The sequence below is a fragment of the Corynebacterium sp. KPL4072 genome, assembly GCF_037908395.1.
Lineage (GTDB): Bacteria > Actinomycetota > Actinomycetes > Mycobacteriales > Mycobacteriaceae > Corynebacterium > Corynebacterium kefirresidentii.
Window position 1 is genome coordinate 181,554 of record NZ_JBBMGE010000005.1, and the last position, 20,443, is coordinate 201,996.

The 20,443-nt window shown below is 59.1% G+C and carries 24 protein-coding genes; 19 read left to right on the forward strand and 5 right to left on the reverse strand.

Annotated features, from left to right (window positions below):
• The first annotated feature begins 25 nt into the window (after positions 1-25).
• The gene (locus tag WMP97_RS07060; RefSeq protein ID WP_239206745.1) at positions 26-355 is read left to right on the forward strand and encodes a hypothetical protein; all 330 of its coding nucleotides are present in this window, start codon (positions 26-28) and stop codon (positions 353-355) included.
• A 70-nt stretch (positions 356-425) separates the two neighbouring features.
• Here the strand turns inward: WMP97_RS07060 and WMP97_RS07065 are convergent, their stop codons facing one another.
• On the reverse strand, positions 426-1,136 hold the full coding sequence (locus WMP97_RS07065) for an ASCH domain-containing protein (RefSeq protein WP_340440145.1): 711 nt from the start codon (positions 1,134-1,136) through the stop codon (positions 426-428).
• A 339-nt stretch (positions 1,137-1,475) separates the two neighbouring features.
• Positions 1,476-1,943, reverse strand: a complete 468-nt coding sequence (locus WMP97_RS07070; protein WP_301715902.1) for a MepB family protein — start codon at positions 1,941-1,943, stop codon at positions 1,476-1,478.
• Between the two features lie 150 nt (positions 1,944-2,093).
• Here WMP97_RS07070 and WMP97_RS07075 point away from each other — a divergent pair, with 150 nt between their 5' ends.
• Positions 2,094-2,783, forward strand: a complete 690-nt coding sequence (locus tag WMP97_RS07075) for an alpha-ketoglutarate-dependent dioxygenase AlkB (protein ID WP_340440146.1) — start codon at positions 2,094-2,096, stop codon at positions 2,781-2,783.
• Positions 2,784-2,821: 38 nt separating this feature from the next.
• A complete protein-coding gene (locus WMP97_RS07080) occupies positions 2,822-3,367 on the forward strand; it encodes an NADPH-dependent FMN reductase (RefSeq protein ID WP_316328666.1) in 546 nt (181 codons plus the stop codon).
• A 141-nt stretch (positions 3,368-3,508) separates the two neighbouring features.
• Here the strand turns inward: WMP97_RS07080 and WMP97_RS07085 are convergent, their stop codons facing one another.
• Positions 3,509-5,086: an aldehyde dehydrogenase family protein gene (locus WMP97_RS07085; protein ID WP_340440147.1), complete on the reverse strand. Its 1,578-nt coding sequence runs from the start codon at positions 5,084-5,086 to the stop codon at positions 3,509-3,511.
• 45 nt (positions 5,087-5,131) lie between these two features.
• Positions 5,132-7,381 carry a choline BCCT transporter BetT gene (gene betT / locus WMP97_RS07090; protein ID WP_023020311.1) on the reverse strand — a complete coding sequence of 750 codons (2,250 nt, stop codon included), beginning with the start codon at positions 7,379-7,381 and terminating at the stop codon, positions 5,132-5,134.
• 333 nt (positions 7,382-7,714) lie between these two features.
• Between betT and betA the strand changes: the two genes are divergently transcribed.
• The 5 genes from betA (at position 7,715) to WMP97_RS07115 (ending at position 12,613) form a co-directional block, all read left to right on the forward strand.
• Positions 7,715-9,490, forward strand: coding sequence for a choline dehydrogenase (betA, locus tag WMP97_RS07095; protein ID WP_248099306.1), 1,776 nt, complete (start codon positions 7,715-7,717; stop codon positions 9,488-9,490).
• Positions 9,491-9,666: 176 nt separating this feature from the next.
• Positions 9,667-9,786: a chemotaxis protein gene (locus tag WMP97_RS07100; protein ID WP_340440148.1), complete on the forward strand. Its 120-nt coding sequence runs from the start codon at positions 9,667-9,669 to the stop codon at positions 9,784-9,786.
• A gap of 253 nt (positions 9,787-10,039) precedes the next feature.
• Entirely contained in the window at positions 10,040-10,282 is a 243-nt protein-coding gene (locus WMP97_RS07105) for a hypothetical protein (RefSeq protein WP_445293086.1), read from the forward strand.
• Between the two features lie 82 nt (positions 10,283-10,364).
• Positions 10,365-10,724, forward strand: coding sequence for a Cd(II)/Pb(II)-sensing metalloregulatory transcriptional regulator CmtR (gene cmtR, locus WMP97_RS07110; protein ID WP_340440149.1), 360 nt, complete (start codon positions 10,365-10,367; stop codon positions 10,722-10,724).
• On the forward strand, positions 10,721-12,613 hold the full coding sequence (locus tag WMP97_RS07115; protein ID WP_340440150.1) for a heavy metal translocating P-type ATPase: 1,893 nt from the start codon (positions 10,721-10,723) through the stop codon (positions 12,611-12,613). Before cmtR ends, WMP97_RS07115 begins: the two co-directional genes overlap by 4 nt.
• Positions 12,614-13,522: 909 nt before the next feature.
• On the opposite strand, the gene WMP97_RS07120 is transcribed toward WMP97_RS07115, so the two are convergent.
• Positions 13,523-14,248 (reverse strand): TIGR02391 family protein, encoded by a 726-nt coding sequence (locus tag WMP97_RS07120; protein WP_316981728.1) that lies wholly within the window; start codon positions 14,246-14,248, stop codon positions 13,523-13,525.
• A 112-nt stretch (positions 14,249-14,360) separates the two neighbouring features.
• Between WMP97_RS07120 and WMP97_RS07125 the strand changes: the two genes are divergently transcribed.
• The 11 genes from WMP97_RS07125 to WMP97_RS07175 all read left to right on the forward strand — a co-directional run bounded on the left by WMP97_RS07125 (position 14,361) and on the right by WMP97_RS07175 (position 20,439).
• Complete coding sequence (locus WMP97_RS07125; protein ID WP_340440151.1) at positions 14,361-14,711, forward strand: VOC family protein; 351 nt, start codon at positions 14,361-14,363, stop codon at positions 14,709-14,711.
• A gap of 42 nt (positions 14,712-14,753) precedes the next feature.
• On the forward strand, positions 14,754-15,338 hold the full coding sequence (locus WMP97_RS07130) for a LysE family translocator (protein ID WP_340440174.1): 585 nt from the start codon (positions 14,754-14,756) through the stop codon (positions 15,336-15,338).
• 136 nt (positions 15,339-15,474) lie between these two features.
• Positions 15,475-16,149, forward strand: coding sequence for a LysE family translocator (locus tag WMP97_RS07135; RefSeq protein ID WP_317001456.1), 675 nt, complete (start codon positions 15,475-15,477; stop codon positions 16,147-16,149).
• Between the two features lie 9 nt (positions 16,150-16,158).
• On the forward strand, positions 16,159-16,488 hold the full coding sequence (locus WMP97_RS07140) for a YbjQ family protein (protein WP_340440153.1): 330 nt from the start codon (positions 16,159-16,161) through the stop codon (positions 16,486-16,488).
• Positions 16,481-17,416 carry an alpha/beta hydrolase family esterase gene (locus WMP97_RS07145; RefSeq protein WP_340440154.1) on the forward strand — a complete coding sequence of 312 codons (936 nt, stop codon included), beginning with the start codon at positions 16,481-16,483 and terminating at the stop codon, positions 17,414-17,416. Before WMP97_RS07140 ends, WMP97_RS07145 begins: the two co-directional genes overlap by 8 nt.
• 35 nt (positions 17,417-17,451) lie before the next feature.
• Positions 17,452-17,736: an RNA-binding S4 domain-containing protein gene (locus WMP97_RS07150; protein WP_340440155.1), complete on the forward strand. Its 285-nt coding sequence runs from the start codon at positions 17,452-17,454 to the stop codon at positions 17,734-17,736.
• A complete protein-coding gene (locus WMP97_RS07155; RefSeq protein ID WP_340440156.1) occupies positions 17,737-18,564 on the forward strand; it encodes a VOC family protein in 828 nt (275 codons plus the stop codon). It begins immediately after the preceding gene.
• 5 nt (positions 18,565-18,569) lie between these two features.
• Positions 18,570-18,875 carry an MGMT family protein gene (locus tag WMP97_RS07160; protein WP_301715890.1) on the forward strand — a complete coding sequence of 102 codons (306 nt, stop codon included), beginning with the start codon at positions 18,570-18,572 and terminating at the stop codon, positions 18,873-18,875.
• Positions 18,872-19,231 (forward strand): DMT family transporter, encoded by a 360-nt coding sequence (locus tag WMP97_RS07165; RefSeq protein ID WP_301715889.1) that lies wholly within the window; start codon positions 18,872-18,874, stop codon positions 19,229-19,231. The genes WMP97_RS07160 and WMP97_RS07165 overlap by 4 nt, the downstream gene beginning before the upstream one ends.
• Positions 19,228-19,545, forward strand: a complete 318-nt coding sequence (locus WMP97_RS07170; RefSeq protein WP_340440157.1) for a DMT family transporter — start codon at positions 19,228-19,230, stop codon at positions 19,543-19,545. Before WMP97_RS07165 ends, WMP97_RS07170 begins: the two co-directional genes overlap by 4 nt.
• Before the next feature lie 27 nt (positions 19,546-19,572).
• Positions 19,573-20,439 (forward strand): hypothetical protein, encoded by an 867-nt coding sequence (locus tag WMP97_RS07175; protein ID WP_340440159.1) that lies wholly within the window; start codon positions 19,573-19,575, stop codon positions 20,437-20,439.
• Positions 20,440-20,443: the final 4 nt, after the last annotated feature.

Sequence of the window (20,443 nt, forward strand, 5' to 3'; positions counted from 1 at the left end):
AGTGTTAGTAGAAAGGCCAAGCACAATGAGTGAGCATATGGAAACAGATTCAAGAAAAATCGTCGATAATATTTTGAGCGATATGGCGGAACTCAATGACTGGATCTGTATTGCTGATGCAACTGGGGCGAATGGGAAAAACTCGTTTTATGCTACGTATGACGATGTCGTTACCATCCTTAGCGCAGTCAAAAACTCCTCAGCAGTGACGCTTGGAAAGGTCGGCGCAGGATTTCAAGACCTTCCGGATACTTGGTCTCCTAGGGAAATAGCGAGCGAAGTGTTTTCCTCCTCGGATCCTATCGGTGAGATGATGAACTTCTGGATAAGGGAATTAGAAGACCCTCAGCGCTAGCTGCCGCAATTTTCACACCGCAAGTATGACGTTATGGATGAAGTCTATTCCACCTTTCGGTCTGGATGGATTACCGCAGTTTGAACTCGACGACTTCTACTTCATCATCGGCAGCTAATCCGGGATAGTGAGCATCTAGCGCTTTCTGAAGCTCGGCGAGAGAGCCAAAGCCGTCATTTCGAGCTTGCTTTTCCGATAATTTACTTCGCTGGATAGAGGAAACGGCCGTGACCTGTGCAGGAATGGTGACGACCTCTCCGGATTCTTTCTCGAAGACTATTTGGGCATTTCCTTCATGGAAAGGATCATCTACCCGAATTGTCTGTTGCTTTTCTCCGCTACGAATTGATTCCTCGTAGCCTTCCCGCATGTAGATGCGCTGCTTTTGTTCCATATCTCGCCAGTTGAATGCGAATGGCAAGAGTTCTTCTACGGTAGGTGCTTCAAGTCCATTGCTTCCGCGCACGATACATCGAATGGACGGATCAACATCAAAAAGCACCTGCCGGCATTTACCGCGGGGAGGAATAACTTGACCAGTCGGTCCGTATACGGCGACTACTGCTTGGATTGGATCCTTTGGATAACTAGCAGCATGGTTGGCTAAAGCTGAGACTTCCCCGCAAGGACCACCGAGGAAGTGGTGCGCGTTCAAACCGAGTACGTGTTTGCCTGATTTGGTAAGGAGTGCTGCGGCTACAGTGTGGTCTTCTCCGTCTTGAAAACGCTGTGCGTAGGTGGTTGCTTTGGCCAGTGAATTTCGAAGTTCGCTGGTAATCACTCTTTAAGGGTAATGATTGCCAACGCGCTTTATCTATGTGAAGACAGAGACTGGGAAGATCGGGGTTTCTGGGATGCATCAAAATAGCTGGGCTTAATAGCGGTCCTCATGATTGCTATGACTACTGTTTCTGTGGGAGCGTGCATGTGGGCAGAGAATGCAGGACGGCAGTCGGAATAAGCGATGCGCCGCAGCAATGACAGAAGCAGTCCTCTTACTTTGCGCTTTAACAGGTGGGTGGAGCCGCCGAAGACCGCGTTAGTGCGTAAGTTGCGCGTTTACCACCCTACTGCGTGCTGGGTGTGCAGATTGTGATCGATTTGCTTGTGTACGCACAAATCAGAATTCTGTAAACGATGCCTGTTGCTGCTTTTGAGTCTTTAAAGCGTTGGAGTTCAGCCCCTCACACCATGGTGGATATACTCTAAACCCTCTCTTTCCTGGGGCTGTTCCGGAGGTGATACCGAGACGTTGTAAATCTTGATTGCTAAATTGAAACACGCCTCGGTGATCTCCTTGAATCACAAAGACTAGGAGACCGTCGCCGCAGGAAGAATCTTCAAAAGGCACGGATTCCCCTTCATGGTCGCGTTGCCAGAATGCTACGAAGGCTCCCGGCTTAGAAGGCGTGGTGCGTGCTGTGCGAACATGCCAGGTTTTAGCTCCCAACTTGGCTATTCCCGATTCATAATTCGCATTATCACTTGTTTCATTTATGTTGGCTTCTAAATTAAAGGCCGCCACAAATTGGTAAAAGGAATCAAACTTCATCTTCAAGGCGATATCCGCATCTTTTTCGTCCAGCATTGAAGCTTAAGGAAAGCGGCGGAGGGCAACAAATTCCCACGTTATTTGAAGTGTCCAGGGTTGGGGCCGATTTGTCTTGAAACGATTCTTACCCTTGTTGAAGGAAATTTCTGGATCGATTTATTGGGGTGCTGGGATTAGGGTGAGGTCATGCTTTTTGATTCGCTGCCGCGGCCGAACGTGCGTGTGGCCTCGGGGGTGGGGCATGTGCCGGGATGGGTGGGCGTCGATAAGCAGAGGGCCTTGGTAGAAGAGATGCGTGGCATTGCGCGCGAGTATGCGGGTACGCCGATGGCGATGGTGCGGCCGCGGTTAAAATCCGGCGGGCAAATGAGCGTTTTTCAGCTGCATCTGGGCAAGTATTGGCATTATCCCAGCTATCGGTACGTGGACAATATGGACGGCACGCGGGTTCCGCCGGTGCCGGAGAGCCTGTGGCGGATTGCGCCGGGAGCGCTGCGCGCCGCGGCTGAGGTAGCGCCCGAGCTAGAGCCGTGGGTGGAGAACTTCGTGCCGGAGATGGCGCTAGTCAATTACTATCCTCCGGGCTCGGCCATGGGCATGCACGTGGATGATTCGGAGGAGTCACCCGCCCCGGTGATTTCGCTATCCATTGGGGATGAGGCGCTTTTCCGCATGGGCCATACCGAATCGCGCACGCGGCCGTGGGATGATATCACGCTGTGCTCTGGGGATTTGGTGGTCTTTGGTGGGCCAAAGCGCTTTGCCTACCACGGGGTGGTACGCGTTAATGACGGCACATTGCCGGAGGGGTGCGGGTTGAGTGAGGGACGTATCAACATCACCATCAGACAAGTATCTGCACGGGCGGTAAGCTAGGGATGTTACATAAAGCTTGAAGGAAAGAAGGTTCTCTTATGTCTCGTATCGGCATCATCATCGGCACTACCCGCGATAACTCGGCCGGCAAGGTAGTAGGTGAGTGGCTTTATGATCTTGCCCAGGGGCGCCAGGATGGGGTGGAGTACACCCTGCTGGACCTCAAGGAGTTTGATGTTCCACTGCTGACCACTGAAGTCATTCCTGCCACCGCCAATAAGCAGTATGCGGATAAAAAGGTGCAGGCTTGGTCTGATGCAGTGGATGCCTGCGATGGTTTCGTATTTGTTACTCCGGAGTACAACCGCTCCGTGCCGGGTCCATTCAAGAATGCCTTCGACTGCTTGGCTGGGGAGTGGACCGGTAAGCCGGTTGCGTTCGCCGGTTACGGTCCAGCGGGCGCAATCCGCGGCGTGGAAGCATGGCGCACCATCGTGGTCAACTTCTCCATGCCGCAGCTGCGCAATCAGCTCGACTTCGGTTTCTTTACTGACTGGATCGAAGGCGAATTCCGCCCTGTAGATGCCAAGGTGGAACGCACCAATTCCTTGCTGGCCGAGCTGGAAGATGCCGTTTCCGCATAATCAGTTCGCACAGCGGCCACGTTCTGGCCCCGCAATAGGCGAACGAGAACGATAACGTGGCCGCATGTTGGCCTCATATAAAAAGCCAGCCCCCGCTGCTCGGAAAGAGCGCGGGGGCTGACTGTTATGTGGCTGGCTTAGTTACTGCAGGCCGAACTGATCCCACGCGGCAGGGGAGAGGTTCTGGTACACGTGCTTGTGCTCCTGGTACTCGGCCAAGCCGGTGGGGCCAAGCTCGCGGCCATTGCCGGACTGCTTGAAGCCGCCCCACTCTGCCTGCGGCAGGTACGGGTGGAAGTCGTTGATCCAGATGGTGCCGTGGCGCAGGGCGCGGGCGACGCGCTCGGCGCGGCCGGCGTCGGAAGTGTAGACGGCGCCTGCCAGACCATATTCGGTGTCGTTCGCGATGGCGATGGCCTTCTCCTCGGTGGTGAAGGTCTCGATGGTCACGGTCGGGCCGAAGGCCTCGTCGTGGACACAGTCCATCTCGCGGGTAGCACCATCAATGATGGTCGGCAGGTAGTAGACACCAGCGCCCAAGTCGGTGGTGCCGGTGCCGTGCTGGCCATTGGTGTCCTCGCTGGTAGCAGCGCGGCCACCGGTGAGGATCTTGGCGCCCTGCTCGCGAGCCTTGTCCACGTAGGCGGCGACCTTCTCGCGGTGTTCAGCGGAGATGAGCGGGCCGGTTTCGGCCTTGTCATCGGTCGGGCCGCCGATCTTGATCTTATTGGCGCGCTCTACCAGGGCATCGACGAACTTATCGTGCAGAGACTCTTCGACAACGATGCGGGAGCCTGCGGAGCAGACCTGGCCGGAGTGGAAGAAGGCGCCGTTGAGGGCGTTGTCCACGGCTACGTCGAAATCGGCATCGGCGAAGATGACGTTCGGGTTCTTGCCGCCGAGTTCGAGCGCGGTGCGCTTGACGGTCTCCGCCGCATTCTTGGCGATGATCTTGCCGGTGACCAGGCCACCGGTGAAGGAGACCATGTCTACATCTGGGTGCTGGGAGAGCGGGTTGCCGCAGTTAGCGCCGGCGCCGGTGATGAGGTTGCCTACGCCGTCCGGCAGGCCGCACTCCTTGAGGGCGGCCATGAGCAGCATCGCGGTGTGTGGGGTGAGCTCCGCCTGCTTAAGGACGAAGGTATTGCCGGCGGCCAGGGCCGGGCCGACCTTCCAGGAGACCTGCAGTAGCGGGTAATTCCATGGGGTAATCAGGCCACAGACGCCGACGGGCTCGGCGTCGATGCGGGATCGCAGGTTGGGATCCTGCGGGTCGACTACGCGGCCGGCCTGGTGCTGGGCCAGGGTGCCGAAGTACTCAAAGGCGTTGGCGATGTCATCCATATCGCCCAAGGACTCCTCGTAGCGCTTGCCGGTATCAGCGGACTCGGCTTGAGCGAAAAGTTCCTTGTGTTCACGGATGAAATCGGCCACGCGGATAACCAGCTTGCCACGCTCGGCGGACGGGGTATTGGCCCACTCGCCGTTATCGAAGGTTTCACGGGCAACCTTGATGGCGCGCTCGGTGTCCTCGTCGGATGCTTCGGAGACTAAACCGACGGTGGAACCATCGGCCGGGCAGATGATGGTGCGGGTTTCGCCGCTTTGGGCGGCTTCCCACTTACCGTTGATGAACAGGGACTTCGGGGCGCCATCGGTATGCACGCCCTTCAGCAGCTCGGTCTGGGTGGGGTCGAACAAAGTGTTCTGGGTGCTCAAGTGAAAAGCAACCTTTCTCTCATAGAGGTAGTTGTAGTGGCCAGCTTAGCTATCTTCGCGCCAGGTGCGCTCAGGCTCGGCGCCATCGGAGACATCGGAGTCGCCCGGCTGGGTCTGCTGCATGTAGAGGAAGGCCAAGTGGCGTTCATAAAGATCCAGCACATTGTTAATGATCTGATTCTCGGAATAGCCGTAGACGTCATAGCCCAGCGAACCAGTCATGTCATAGACCTCGAGGCGGTAGTACTCGTCGCCTTCGCCCGCGCTGAAATCGGGGCGCTCGGCCGCGACCGGGAAGAGCTGGTAGCGGAACATGCGCTCATTGTGCAGCTTTACCTCTAGGTCGAGCTGGGGCAATTCGACGTCGGGAAGCTCGCTGGTGAGCAAGATGGCGTCGTAGCCGCGGGTACGCATGTGGGTAGCAACCTGCTCCAAGGCGTAGGTGGCGGTATCGCGCAGGTAAGTATCCATCTCCTTCTTGGAAGGGAAGGTATTGGCGCGGTCGAGGCGGTTCTTCCACAGGTTGGAATCCGAAGGCTCGCGCTCGGTACGGGAGGAAATCACACCATGTATAGCGGTGGTGCGGGCCTCGCGCTGCACGTTTTCCAGGCGCAGGGACTTCCACAGGGAGAACATGATGAGGTAGACCACGAAGGCAAAGGGCAGGCCCATCACGACGGTCGCGGATTGCACGGTGGCGATGCCATCGATCTGTAGCAGGGCAAGGGTCAGCGCACCTACGGTTACGGACCAGAAGATGCGCAGCCAGCGTGCGCCATCCTGGCGGTTATCGGTGATGCGAGAGGTGAAGTTGGACATCACCAGCGCGCCGGAGTCGGCCGAGGTGATATAGAGCAGTAGGCCAATAAAGGTGGTCAAGAAAATGACGATGCCAGAGCCTGGGAACTCGTGCAGCATGTCGTAGAAGCCTTGCTCTGGCACGTTAATAGCGTTCTCGGCGAATTCGGGGTAGTCACCGGAGCGGACCATGTCCAAGGCAGTGTTACCAAAGAAGGACATCCACATCAGGATGAATAGGAACGGGAAGGTCAGGGTGCCGAAGATGAACTGGCGCAGGGTGCGGCCGCGGGAGATGCGGGCCAGGAAGAGGCCGACGAAGGTCGCCCAGGCGATCCACCATGCCCAGAAGAAGAGGGTCCAGGACTGCATCCAGGTATCTACGTTGGCTTGGTCTTCGGCGAAGGCGAAGGTCTCCATGGTCCAAGATGGGAATTTTGCGACGTAGTCACCGATATTGGTCACGATGGCATCGAAGAGGTAGGCGGTCTTGCCAAAGACCACGACGTAGACCATCAGTGCGATGGCCAAATAGACGTTGAGCTCGGAGAGGAAACGAATGCCCTTATCGACGCCGGATACAGCCGACAGCGTGGCAATGGCCACCGCAATAATAATGAGGGCGGACTGCAGTCCAAGGCCCTGCTCGATGCCGAAGATGAGGTGGAAGCCATAGGACAGCTGCACCACGCCGATGCCCAGGGAAGCGGTCACACCGAAGACGGTGCCCAGCATGGCGGCGATGTCCACCGCGGAGCCGATAGGGCCGTGCACGCGCTTGCCGATGAGCGGGTAGAGCGCGGAGCGGATAGCCAGCGGCATGTTCAGGCGGTAGGCAAAGTAGCCAAAGGCCATGCCCATAAGTGCATAAAGCGCCCAGCCGGTGAGGCCATAGTGGAACATGGCATAGACCACGGCTTCCTTGGCGGCCTCCATGGTTTCGCCGTCACCGACCGGTGGCTGCATGTACATGGTGACTGGCTCGGCCACGGCGAAGAACATGAGGTCCACGCCGATGCCAGCGGCAAAGAGCATGGACGCCCAGGAGAAGGTATTAAATTTCGGCCGCGAGTGGTCCGGTCCGAGGCGGATATTGCCGGCATTGGAAAAGGCAATATAGAGCACGAAGACCACGGCGATGGTGGCGGTGAGAACGTAGAACCAGCCAAGGTTGTGGCCGATCCAGCCGGTCACACTGGCGAGGGTTTCTGCCGCGGAATCGCGGCCGAGCCCGGCATAGAGCGCCATGGCAATAATGAGGACGCCAGAGATGATAAATACCGGCCAGTTTGTCTTGGGAGCAGGGACCTGATCCGCGCCTACGGCATCGCCGGTTTCGGCCTTGTAGCTGCCGACGAGGGCGCGGACTTGGTAGCGCGGGCTGCGCTTCTTGGGCTCTCCAGAGGGGGTTGCGAGAGAGGTGTTTTTACCCCCTTCTTGGGGGTCTTTATGTGAAGTGAGAGACTCCTCAGGATTGTGAGGATCAAAGTTAGCCATCTACTTCTCCTATTGCTGGTTGTTTTGGGCCGAATCTTTCGCACGAGTGCCCCAAAATGCTCACAAGATCGCAGGGAGAGATAGGTGAGTGAAATGAATCATATTCGGGCGAACTATGCGCAAAGACTGCGGATTTCATCTCCAGAGAAATCCATCCGGACAAGGTAAATATACATTAAGATGGGCAAACTTCTAGCGGGATGTGTACTCTGGAGGCAGTGCCCGCACATAAGGCGATGTGAATAATTACAGACTTTTGTATAAATTACAATATTTTCACTTCCGGTGGGGCAATCTTGACGTGTGAAATATTTCACAGAAAGAAGGGGATTTATGGGTTTTATGGACAAGCTGACCAAGAAGCGTTCTGCTAAAAAGGTCACCGATGAAGTAAGCGACGTAGTCGTCGTTGGCGGTGGCTCCGCAGGCTCCGTCATCGCCGCACGCCTGACCGAAGACAAGAACACCCGCGTGCTGGTCCTTGAGGCTGGCCGCCCAGATTCCTTGTGGGATCTGTTCATTCACATGCCATCCGGCTTCTCTTTCCCAATCGGCGCAAAGAACTATGACTGGATGTATGAGTCCGATCCAGAGCCAGAGATGAACGGCCGCCGTGTCTACCATGCTCGCGGCAAGGTCCTTGGCGGATCTTCCTCCATCAACGGCATGATCTACCAGCGCGGTAACCCGATGGACTACGAGAAGTGGGGCCAGAACCCGGGCATGGAGAACTGGGACTTCGCCCACTGCCTGCCGTACTTCAACCGCATGGAAACCGCCGCTGCGGCTGAGCCAAACGATCCGCGCCGTGGCCACGATGGCCCGCTGTACCTCTCCCGCGGTCCGGCTACCTCCGAGCTCTTCCAGGCCCTGTTCAAGTCTGTGCAGGAAGCCGGCTACAACCTGACCAATGACGTCAATGGTTACCGCCAGGAAGGCTTCGCTCCGTTCGATCGCAATATTAAGAACGGCAAGCGTTGGTCCGCTGCCCGCGCCTACCTGTACCCCAACATGGATCGCGAGAACCTCGAGATCCGCACCCGCGCTTTCACCACCAAGATCCTCTTCGAGGGCCAGAAGGCCGTCGGCGTCGAGTATGAGTGGCAGGGCGGCGTTCACCGCGTCTACGCCGAGAAGATCGTGCTGTCCGCCGGTGCCATTAACACCCCGCAGCTGCTGGAAATTTCCGGCATTGGTGACCGTGAGATTCTGGAGAAGCACGGCATCGACGTCGTCAAGCACCTGCCAGGTGTGGGCGAGAACCTGCAGGACCACCTCGAGGTCTACATCCAGTATGAGACCACCAAGTCCACCGCATCCTCCCAGCCTTACCTGGATAAGTGGCGCTGGCCGTTCATGGGTCTGCAGTGGCTGCTGACCCACAAGGGCCCGGTTGCTACCTCCCACTTCGAGGGAGGCGGCTTCGTGCGCTCCAATGAGAATGAGGACTACCCGAACCTCATGTTCCACTTCCTGCCGATGGCTGTGCGTTATGACGGCCAGAAGGCGGACGTCAAGCACGGCTTCCAGTGGCACGTTGGCCCGATGTTCTCCGATACCAAGGGCCACGTTCACATCAAGAGCGCCGATATCCACGACAAGCCGTCCATCCTCTTCAACTACCTGAAGACCGACCAGGACCGCCGCGAGTGGGTTGAGGCCGTACGCGTTGCCCGCTCCCTGCTGGATACCAAGGCCATGGAAGAAGTAGGCGCCCGCGAGTTCAGCCCGGGCCCGGATGTCCAGACCGACGAGGAAATCCTGGAGTGGGTTCGCAACGACGGCGAGACCGCGCTGCACCCATCCTGCACCGCCAAGATGGGCGCGGAGTCCGATCCTATGGCCGTGGTTAACCCGGACACCATGGGTGTATGGGGCGTCGAAGGCCTCTACATTGCGGATGCCTCCGTCTTCCCATCCGTGACCAACGGCAATATCTACGCCCCAACCATGATGGTGGGCGAGAAGGCTGCCGACCTCATCGCCGGCCGCACCCCGCTGGAGCCAAACTACGCCGAGTGGTACAAGGCTAAGCACGATATGCCGCTCTACGCTGAGGGCGAAGCAGTCCGCGATCACAAGCACTCCATCCAGGGCGCTGACCACTAAGCAGCCTGCCGCCGGATTGCTCTAGCGCCGCGTTTCCCATTCTTGGGGCGCGGCGCTTTTGCTTGCCGACGTCCCCTTGTCCCCGTTTACCTAACGTCTAGGTAAGGGCCATGGTTTAATACCCTGGCAAGCGATTGTCCCAGTGAATTGAAGCGCCAGAGAAAAGGAGCCTGTGGATGCTAATCCTTATCGCTATGGTCATTTCTGTCTTAGCCGTTATCAAGAAGCTCGACGACATAGATAGGCACCTAAAGGAGCTGCTCGCCTCGCGCGAAGATGGCGAAACACCGCGTTAATCGTGCGGGTGGCTAAGGAGATGGTGGACGAATTTCGAATTAACCAACTGCAAAAGGCCCATACCGACTGTGAAATGCAATTTTCCTGCGATGTAACTTGAAGGCTATGGCTTCATGGAGCAAAGTGGTTTCCAAGCAGCAGTTCCAGTACTTCGTACGCGGGGTAGCCAACACTGCCGACTTCAAGGAAGTATCATTCCTGGATACCAGCGAAAAGAGTTAGTCATTTGGCTATTAGAAAGCTTCGCTACGTGTGGTTCGACTCGTACGCAATGTCCGTGAGTGTCTAGCCCTTGATGGAGAACCTGGTGTCAGTGTCGCTGGCCGCACCTACGCCGCCGTCATGTCCGCCGACACCCTGTTCATCACCATCCCCACAGGGGTGGGTGTGGACATCCACGTGAAGATTATGGAGAATTTCGCCGACCATGTCGCCCCCGCGTTGAGTTGGCAGCTGAACCGTGAAGGACCAGTCATCGGCTATCCCATCGACTAATTCTTGCAGGTCGCAGGACTTTCGCGTGACTATTAGTTCAGCCCCTTTTAAATAGTTCATCGCACACTGTATAGTGCAGCACATGCTGACTATTGCTTCGCGCCTCGACGTCATGAACCGGCTCGGCCGGGCCATGGCTGATCCGACGCGCTCCCGAATCCTGCTAACCCTACTAGACGGTCCGAGCTACCCGGCCGTGCTCGCGCAAAGCTTGGATCTGACCCGCTCGAACGTCTCGAACCACCTGTCCTGCCTGCGCGATTGTGGCATTGTCGTCACTGAGCCGGAGGGCCGCAAGACCCGCTACGAAATCGCCGATCCGCACCTCACGGCAGCGCTCGAAGCGCTGCTCCACGCGACGCTGGCCGTCGACGAGAATGCCCCCTGCATCGACACTGAGTGCTCGGTGCCCGACTGCGGCGAGAAAGGAAAGGACGCATGAGTTCAGCATGTGGATGCGAACACGAACCTGTCACGGAGATTGACGAGCTCGATCGGCCATGGTGGAAGGACCCTGAGCTACTGCTGCCGATCTTCTCCGGGGTAGCCCTCATAACAGGACTGGCGCTGGACTGGTCTGACTTGGAGACGCCCGCGACGGTACTGTATTGGGTTGGCCTGCTGTTGGGCGCTTACACGTTCGCGCCTGGAGCGATCCGGAACCTTGTCACGAAGCGCAAGCTCGGCATTGGCTTGCTAATGACGATCAGCGCGGTCGGCGCAGTGATCCTCGGATTCGTCGGAGAAGCCGCGGCGCTAGCATTCCTGTACTCGATCGCCGAGGCACTGGAAGACAAGGCGATGGACCGGGCCCAAGGCGGACTGCGGGCGCTGTTGAAGCTGGTACCGCAGACCGCGACGGTGCTGCGCGACGGCACAGCGGCCGAGGTCGTAGCGAAGGACCTCGAGGTTGGCGAGCTAATGCTCGTGCGCCCCGGGGAGCGGATCGCCACGGACGGCATCATTCGGTCCGGGCGCTCCAGCCTTGACACCTCAGCGATCACCGGAGAATCCATTCCGGAGGAGGTTGCGCCCGGCGACGAAGTGCCTGCGGGAGCGATCAACTCCGCCGGGGTGCTGGAGGTCGAGACGACCGCAGCTGGGACGGACAACTCGCTGACCACACTCGTGGACCTAGTCGAGCAAGCGCAGGCGGAAAAGGGCGACCGCGCCCGGATCGCCGACCGGATTGCCCAACCCCTAGTGCCCGGGGTGATGATCCTGGCGGTGCTGGTCGGCGTTATCGGCTCGCTGCTGGGCGACCCTGAGACGTGGATCACCCGTGCGCTGGTAGTCCTGGTCGCAGCGTCGCCGTGCGCGCTGGCAATCTCCGTGCCGCTGACGGTCGTGGCCGCGATCGGCGCGGCCAGCCAGTTCGGAGTGGTCATCAAGTCCGGCGCGGCGTTCGAGCGACTCGGCGGCATCCGTCACCTGGCAGTGGACAAAACCGGAACCCTTACCCGCAACCAGCCTGAGGTTAACGGAGTGGTCCCGGCAGGCGGATTCGATCGGCCGCAGGTGCTTTCCTTCGCGGCAGCAGTTGAGCAGCAATCGACACACCCCCTTGCTGCGGCGATCGCGGCAGCGGGGCCCGAAGCGCCCACCGCCTCGGACATCAGCGAGGAAGCTGGGCATGGCATCGGCGGCATCGTCGAAGGCCGACGGGTGCTGGTGGGCAGCCCCCGATGGATCGACGCCGGGCCATTGAAAGAAGACGTTGAGCGCATGGAGTCCGAGGGCCAGACCTGCGTCCTGGTCACCGTTGATGACGCTCTCGCCGGGGCGATCGGGGTCCGCGACGAGTTGCGGCCCGAGGTGCCCGAAGCCGTGCAGGCCCTGCACGCCAACGACGTGGAAGTAAGCATGCTCACCGGCGACAACACTCGCACCGCCCGGGCGCTGGCTGGAATCGCCGGAATCGACGACGTGCGCGCCGAGCTGCGCCCTGAGGACAAGGCAAGCATCGTCGCCGAATTCTCCTCCAAGACGCCGACGGCGATGATCGGCGACGGCATCAATGACGCGCCGGCACTGGCGGGTGCGACGGTGGGCATAGCGATGGGAGCGACCGGCTCTGACGCCGCGATCGAGTCTGCTGACGTCGCCTTCACCGGCCACGACCTCCGGCTAATCCCGAAGGCGCTGCAGCACGCCCGCCGAGGAAGCAGGATCATCAACCAGAACATCGTGCTGTCTCTGGCCATCATCATCGTGTTGATGCCATTGGCGATCAGCGGCGTGCTGGGCCTGGCTGCCGTCGTGCTGGTTCACGAGGTCGCCGAAGTGATCGTGATCTTGAACGGCCTACGGGCTGCGCAAGCGAAGCGCTGAGGCTGCGACCGGCAAGTCTCATAAGGGTTAAACCACACGCCGAGCGGACACACCTTGGGCCAGGCACGTCATTCGAGTTCACGGTCCGTCTCCGTGGAATCGGGATCGTACTCGGTGACCTGTCCCTTCTCGGTGCGGGTGGGCACGGGGGCTGTGGGCGAGCCACCACCCGGCACGTGCCCCAGCCGGTCAAGAGCCCCGAGCGCTCCGCGTCTCCAGCGCAGATCGTGGAAGGATCGAACTTGCTCAGGGACCAAGCGTCACTGCGAGACTCTTTTTGTCCCGCAACTTGAATAGTTCAGCGGCCTTGATACCGCGGACATCCATTCGGAGTGCTGCCGAGTCTCATCGACACAGCCCGCGACTACCTGGGCAGTGTGTTTGACAAAGGACCCCACCCTCATCAGCGTTGCCGAGCTCTCGCCGTTCCAGTTGCCGTAACCGACTAGATGCAGATTCTTCACCGCGATTTCGCGGCCGCGCATGAGGTGGCGGAATAGACCGAGAGCCGAACGAAAACCAGCGCACCAGATCAGATGGTCGTGCTCACTAAAGCTATCGAAGATGGGGGGATGTCCCCGAGGTTCGGGCCGGAATCGCCGCCGAGAATCCGGCGGCGGCCGCGTCGGCGAACGAACAGACCGCGCTTCAACCTACCCCCAATAACGCGAAGCGTCATCAACGCCCAGCGTTACACGTTTAATTTGAACTCCACAGAGTGTCGGCGCAGTTTAACGTGTGCGAGATTCATTCTTGGACCCAGCCCAGTCGCTGGCGTTAACCTTGCACAAAACTACGGCGATGGTCCTGGACGGCCTTGCTGACTGAGCACCCGGCACCTCCATCACAGGCGTTCGTGCTCCCCACATCCTTCGCTCAAGCGGACTTCTATCCCGTAAACCGATGTTGTCACCCTTCCAGGACGGTAGCCTTTTCAACCCAGCGAGCCAATAGACTGAAAGCCGCGAGCTGCTCCAATGCGACTTGCTCCTCACCACCGTCGTGTGGAACATGCATCCCGGGATTGCGGATAGCCGCGTACAAGCCCTCTGCAAAGGCGCGGGCGCCCCGATGCAGGTTCTCAAACGTCTTACTGCCATCATTTTCCATAAGCCGAAGGCGCGGCACATTACGCTTCGGATCATGGAGTGAAAACGCCTCGTTGAAAAGTGCTGTTTCAGATACGTCTAGGCGGTTCAGTTTCGCTTGGGTCTCTGCATTGACGCGGATGGCAGCCTGCATCACGGCTTGATGGTAGTGCCCGTGATTCCAGTAACCCTTGCCATTTTCCCACGCCCACGGATGCAGATTGGCTGCATCTAAGTCTGGCGTGTTCTCTCCGAGCTTTTCAGCGAGTTCAGACCGACGTTCAAACGCTGTCTTGGCCCGGGCCGCTTGACCCCTCAGCCAGCTATACTCCTTGTCCTGGACCGGGCGTCCTTGTCTCCACCCGGGAAGCACTCGGTCAAGGATCATTTCAACGACATGGGCGCGTGCCGCAGCCTCAGTCGGCGATCCACTCATAACGGTTCCAAGGTAGGCGATGCCCGGGCCCATGTCGGGGACTACCTTCGCTGTGACTTGCAGGAACGCGTCTATCTCATTGATCGCCCACTCGGGGTCCAGCTCGGCCATGCCTCCATTATGACGTATGGGGCTGACATGGCCGGAGAGAACTGGTCTGATACCCCACCAGAAACACCCCGCATTGTTGCAGGCGCGCTGACGCGCGCCCATCATGGAAACCATGAGCGATCCCAACTTCACGATCCGCCAGATCACCTTCGACTGCCACGATCCCTCAAAGCTCGCCAAGTTTTGGTCCGCCGCAACCGGCTGCGAAATCGCCGCGGATTACGGCGATTTCGTGATGGTTGATTCCACCCCGGCGCTGGGATTTCAGCGCGTTGAGGAACCGACACCTGGGAAAAACCGCATGCACGTCGACGTTGGCGGGGCGGAGCGCGAAACTTTAATAGAACGCCTCAAAGACCTAGGCGCCACCGAACTCACCACCCACGAAGCGCCGGGATTGGTGTGGACCGTCATGCAGGACCCGGAAGGCAACGAGTTCTGCGTGGGTGACCCCGGGGCCTAGCTACACGTTGAACTTGAACTCGACTTGGTTCAAGTCATCCGCGTGGCCCCGCGGTCGACCGGCGCCGGGTTGATGTGTGCGTTGGGGGTATGCAGCGGCACCGTCGTGTGGGTGACTGCTTCATTGGCTGGCCTTTCGGCGGTGATTGCCGCGCGGCCGAGCGTGTTGGGCGCGCTGCAACTCATTGGCGGGCTATTCCTTATTTATATGGGTGTATCTTCGGTTCGTTCCGGTTTCGCCTCCCGCCGCGCACCTACGGTGGTGGTGGGCACCGAGGAGTATACGGAGCAGGCCATCGCGGCCGGCAGCATTAATGACATGACTGGGTGGCGCGCCTATAAGCTCGGGGTGGTTACGAACCTGTCCAATCCGAAAGCGCTCGTATTCTTTGGTGCGGTTTTCGCGCAGTTTATTCGCCCCGATATGTCGCCCACGTGGACCGTTGCGGTGGCGGTGATCCTCTTGGCGATGTCCTTGACGTGGTTTTCTACCATCGCTTTCATTGTGCGCGCGGCATCGCGTTGGATTGCGCATCATTCCGCGGCCATCGATATCGTTTCGGGTCTTATCTTTGCGGTGCTGGGACTCGTTATGGCGGTGGAGGGCATCATCGAGCTCTTTGGTTAGTGCAGGTGGCGGATTTCTATAAAAGAGTTGATATAGGAGCTACCTAAATCACAGGACTTACCTGTTTCGCTGCAGGTGAGAGCGTCCTTATAGTGGCATGCGTTGATCCAATGGCATGCGAGTATGGAGGTGTTAGGTGGCTATTAGCGCCCTCGTGACCCTGATGGGCGTGTGGTTCGCGGCGATGGCCTCGCCGGGCCCAGACGTAGTGCAAATCATTCGCTTAGGTGCGCGTTCTACGCGCGCAGCCGTATGGGCGGCGCTTGGTAGTACCACCGGCCTTACCATTTGGACCGTGGCCTCCTTGGCGGGGTTGTCCGCGCTGATTTCTGCGCACCCTGGGATCCTCGTGGTGCTGCAGGTTCTCGGTGGCTGTTACCTGCTGTGGATGGCCTATACCGCCATTACCGGTGGCATCAAGGAGCGTCGCGCGCCCGCAACCGTCGTGGGCACCGAAGCCCGCGCCCCGCAGCCGCGCGGGTTTACACCGGACGGCATCATCAAGGCGGGCACTGCCTATCGCATGGGATTTATCTGCGATCTTTCGAACCCCAAGGTGGTCATCTTCTTTGGCGCCATCTTTGCCAATTTCATTGATCCCGGCATGGGCATCGGCGCCAATCTCATGGTGGGTGCCGTACTGATTCTGGAAAGCCTCGTGCTTTTTGTCGGCGTGGCTTTAAGTACCCGCGCGGTTTCGAAGTGGATGGCTAAGAACTCCGCCTGGGTGGATATTGTCAGCGGCGTGGTCTTCCTCTTGCTCGGTGTCATCATCCTTTTTGAGGGCGTGCGTGGACTTATAGCCATGTAATCTGGGGCCATGATTTTTACCACTACCAATACCGTTGATGGTTATGAGATTACGGACTATATCCGCATTGTCGCCGGGGAAACCGTCATCGGTATTAATATGCTGAAGGATTTCGGGGCATCCATCCGCAATATCACCGGTGGGCGCTCCGCCGGGTACGAGAGCGAGGCCATCAAGGCACGCGAGGCGGCACTCGATGAATTGTGGCGTCGCGGTCAGGAGCTCGGGGCCGATGGTGTGGTGGGCATCGCCTTCGATTATTCGCCCATGGGGACGTCGAATGACATGCTGATGGTCACGGCCACCGGCACGGCGGTGAAGCTGCGCGCTCGTGATTAAAATCGGCAAGAAAACACTGGCCCTGTGCGCTGGGTTATGCGCGGCAGCCGGACTCATGGCGGGGTGCGAGGAAGAACCGCCGTTGCCGGGCAGCGTGCCGAATGAATCGCAAGGCGCGGCCGATGGCTATATCACCACGCTGCCGGACCAGGGCACAACGGCTAATGGCCGATACCAGATCATTAACCTGCAAAATAACCGCAGCTTTGTGGTCCACGTACCGTTTAATGCGGATAAGCACCACCGCCTGCCCGTGGTCGTGGCGATGCACGGCTATGAGATGGACGCCGGCAACATGTTCAAAGGCACCGACTTATCCCAGGGCGATGCCATTACCGTCTTTGTCCAAGGTGCGGGCAAGGCGTGGGCACCGGCACCCTATGCGGTAACCAGCTTGGACGATGACCTCAAGTACGTGGATGACACGATTGATTTCGTCCGGCGCCATTATCCCGCCACGGACACCACCTATGGCGTGGGCTTTTCCAATGGCGGCGGATTCGCTCGCGCGATGACGTGCAAGCGGCCGGGCCTATTCGATGCGGTGGCCACGGTTTCGGCGGCAAAGTATGACCGCGTGGAAAAAGACTGCGCCAGCGAGCCCACCGATTACCTGGATATCCACGGCACTAAGGACGCACTGATGAAATATGGCGGTGGGCGCCAGCACGGTGCGCACTACCACTCGGTCAAACAATCGCTGCGCGGGATTGCGAAAGAGAATGGGTGCAATCCGTTTCCAAAGAGGCGTCGGAAAGAAGCGGTGGAGCACTTCACCTGGCGGGTATGTGATGCGCGCACCGAGCAGTACACCATCCACGGCGGCACGCACACGTGGAACGGTGGGGCCACGGACCATTCCGGCCTAGTCAAGGCAGAATGGACCACCGATACGGTGCTGGATTTCTTCCATATCGCCCACCCGTAGTAAGCGCCGCGCGCGGGCTGGGTAAGCTGGGCGGCATGCTAGACATTCCTATCAACGGCGATTCCATCAAATTGGGGCAGTTCATCAAGCTGGCCAGCTTGGTGGCTACCGGCGGCGAGGCCAAGGAACTCATCGCGGAAGGCGTGGTTACGGTCAATGGCGAGCCCGAAACGCGCCGGGGTGCCACGCTCCACCCGGGTGACGAAGTGTGCATCGAGGGTGCCTGCGCACGGGTGGGCGAGCCGGACGATGACGATGATTATTTTGACGAGGCCACGGCCGATGATGACTTTGATCCGGAAAAGTGGAGGAATATGTAGATGCCAGCATTCGAAGCTGAAGTGGGCATGCCCTACTGGATTGACCTGACCACCTCGGACCCGCGCAAGTCCGCGCACTTCTACGAGCAGGTGCTGGGCTGGGAGATTTCCGCCGAGTCCGCGGAGGAGAAGCCCTATCAGATGGCGCGCCTGCAGGGCCTGCCCATCGCCGGGCTTATCCCGCAACCGGAAGAGGCACCCATGCCGGATACGTGGGTGACCTACTTCTTATCCAAGGACATCGCTGGTGATTGCCAGCGCGCCGAGAGCCTAGGCGGACGCATCCTGGTGGAGCCGCAGCAAGTGCAGCTAGGGCACATGGCTTTGCTTGCCGACGCCGCCGGTGGCATGTTCGGCCTCATTCAACCCACCGGCCCAGAACACTTTGTCGCCGCAGGCGAGCCCGGCACCCCGGTATGGCACGAGCTCACCGCAACCTCGGGTTTCCAGCGCGCAATGGACTTTTATGGAGAGCTTTTCAATTGGGAAATTCGCGCCATGCAGTCCGAGGATGAGAACTTCATTTACGCCACCGCGGAAGAAGACGGCGCGCCCTTTGCTGGCCTGTGGAACGCCGAGGGCCAGTTCCCGCCCCAGGTGCCGAGCTTCTGGCAGACCTACTTGGGCGTGCGCGATATCGACGCCGCTGCGAAGAAGGCCGTGGAACTAGGCGGCGAGGTCATCCGCGAACCATGGGATTCGCCCTTTGGCCGCATGTGCCTATTGGCCGATTCCACCGGTGCGACCATCACCCTCACCGAGGTCGACGACGCCCCTGAAGAGGAGCCAACCGAAGCGGATGATGTGTTGGGCCTTGACCCGCAGTAATCACGATGAGTGAGTCGCCATTGGTCAAGCGCGTATTGGCGGTCGTGGCCGTTATTCCACCCGGCAACGTCACCTCCTATGGTGAGGTGGCTAAGGTGGCCGGTTGCGGTGCGCGCAATGTCGGTACCGTGTTAAAGCGCCACGGTGCCGGTACTGCCTGGTGGCGCGTGGTCCGCGCCGATGGCACCTCTCATGATCCCGTCCGTGCGAAGGACTACTGGGACCGGGAGGCAATCGCCCACGCTGGCGGCCGCGTTAAGATGCACGAGCACGGAATCGACGCCCGCGAATTACAGGAGTTGATGGAGTGAGGGCCTGGGTCATCCTTTTTCTCGCGATTGCGAGCGAAGTCGTGGGTACCATCGCGCTGAAATACGCCGTGGACAATTTCTGGATCTACGGTGTAGCAGCCCTCTGCTTCATTCTTGCCTTCGTGCTCCTGCACCGCGTCATGCAAGAAGGCGTCAACGTGGGTGTAGCCTACGGCCTCTGGGCATCCGGCGGAGTAATTTCCACCGCGCTGCTTTCCGCCGCGCTATTTGGTGAGTCGCTCGGAGCAGTAAAACTCGCTGGCATCGCGCTCATTATGGCCGGCGTATTCTGCGTGGAAATGGGCGCTAAACCAGACGAGGATGAAGACCGCACGGTGGAGGTGGCACCGCAATGATCTGGTTTCTGCTTTTCCTCGCTACCGCCATTGAAGTCACCGGCACGCTGTGCCTGCGCATGTCCGCGGTGACCGGTCGTCGTTTCTGGGTTGTGCTCGTCGCCCTGTGTTATGTCAATGCCTATGGGTTTTTGGCGCTCGTGCTTAAGGCCGGTATGGACCTGGGCGTGGCTTATGGCATCTGGGCTGCCACTGGTGTCGCGCTTACCGCCGTCGCCTCATATCTCCTATTCAAGGAGCCATTCACCTGGCTAAAATCCCTCGGCGTGGTTCTGATCGTCGGAGGAGTGCTGCTGGTAGAAGCTGGTGCGTAGCACCTGCAGGGGCGCTATTATATTTTCATGATGAAAAAGCTGGCGGTAGGTTCCCTGGTTACCGCACTCTCCCTCGCAATCGCCCCTGCCGCCCAGGCTGTCACCCTCGATCCGCACGCCGTGCCCGCGCGCACCCAGATCACCGTCCGGCATGATTCTGGCGCGACTGTCTCCACCGCTAACGCCCATGAGTCTCGCCCCGCACTGTCTTTGAGCAAGCTCTACTTGGGCTATTGGGTCCTAAAATACGGTGCGCCGGCCGACAAAGCCCGCGTGGAGCACATGATCCGCGTCAGCGATGACAACGTGGCTACCGACTTGGATCGCCGCTACCCGCAAGCCATCCCCAGCACCATCCACGAGTTTGGACTGCGCGAAACGCACTACACCGGGTATTGGGGAACGACCACTACGTCCACCGAGGACGTAGCGCGTTTTACCTCGCGTATTCAGCACGATCCCATTGCCGCACCCATCATGACCGGCATGGCTAACGCCGCCCCTGTGGCTGCCGATGGCTACCGCCAAGATTTTGGTACCTCACGAATTCCGGGCGTTATCGGTACCAAGTTTGGCTGGTCCGATAATCGCCGCATCCATGCCTCGGTATCCACCGCCCCTGGATTTACCGTAGCCGCCAATACCTACGGTGACGCGGGCACTCATACCGCAGATGTCACCCGGGCCGTACATAATGACCCAGGCGCACTACCCGCAGCGGGCGGTTCTAGCCAAGTTATTGGCGCGCGCATCGAACGCGATTTGAATCTACAAGGCCCCGCGCGACAGGCCGTTCGCGATGCCACCCGCACGGCAGCGAGCTACGAGCGTCAAGCCTGCGCGAGCGCGAACCAGGCATTGGCGCAGGTAACGCCGATGCGTGTGTGCAACTAGGACT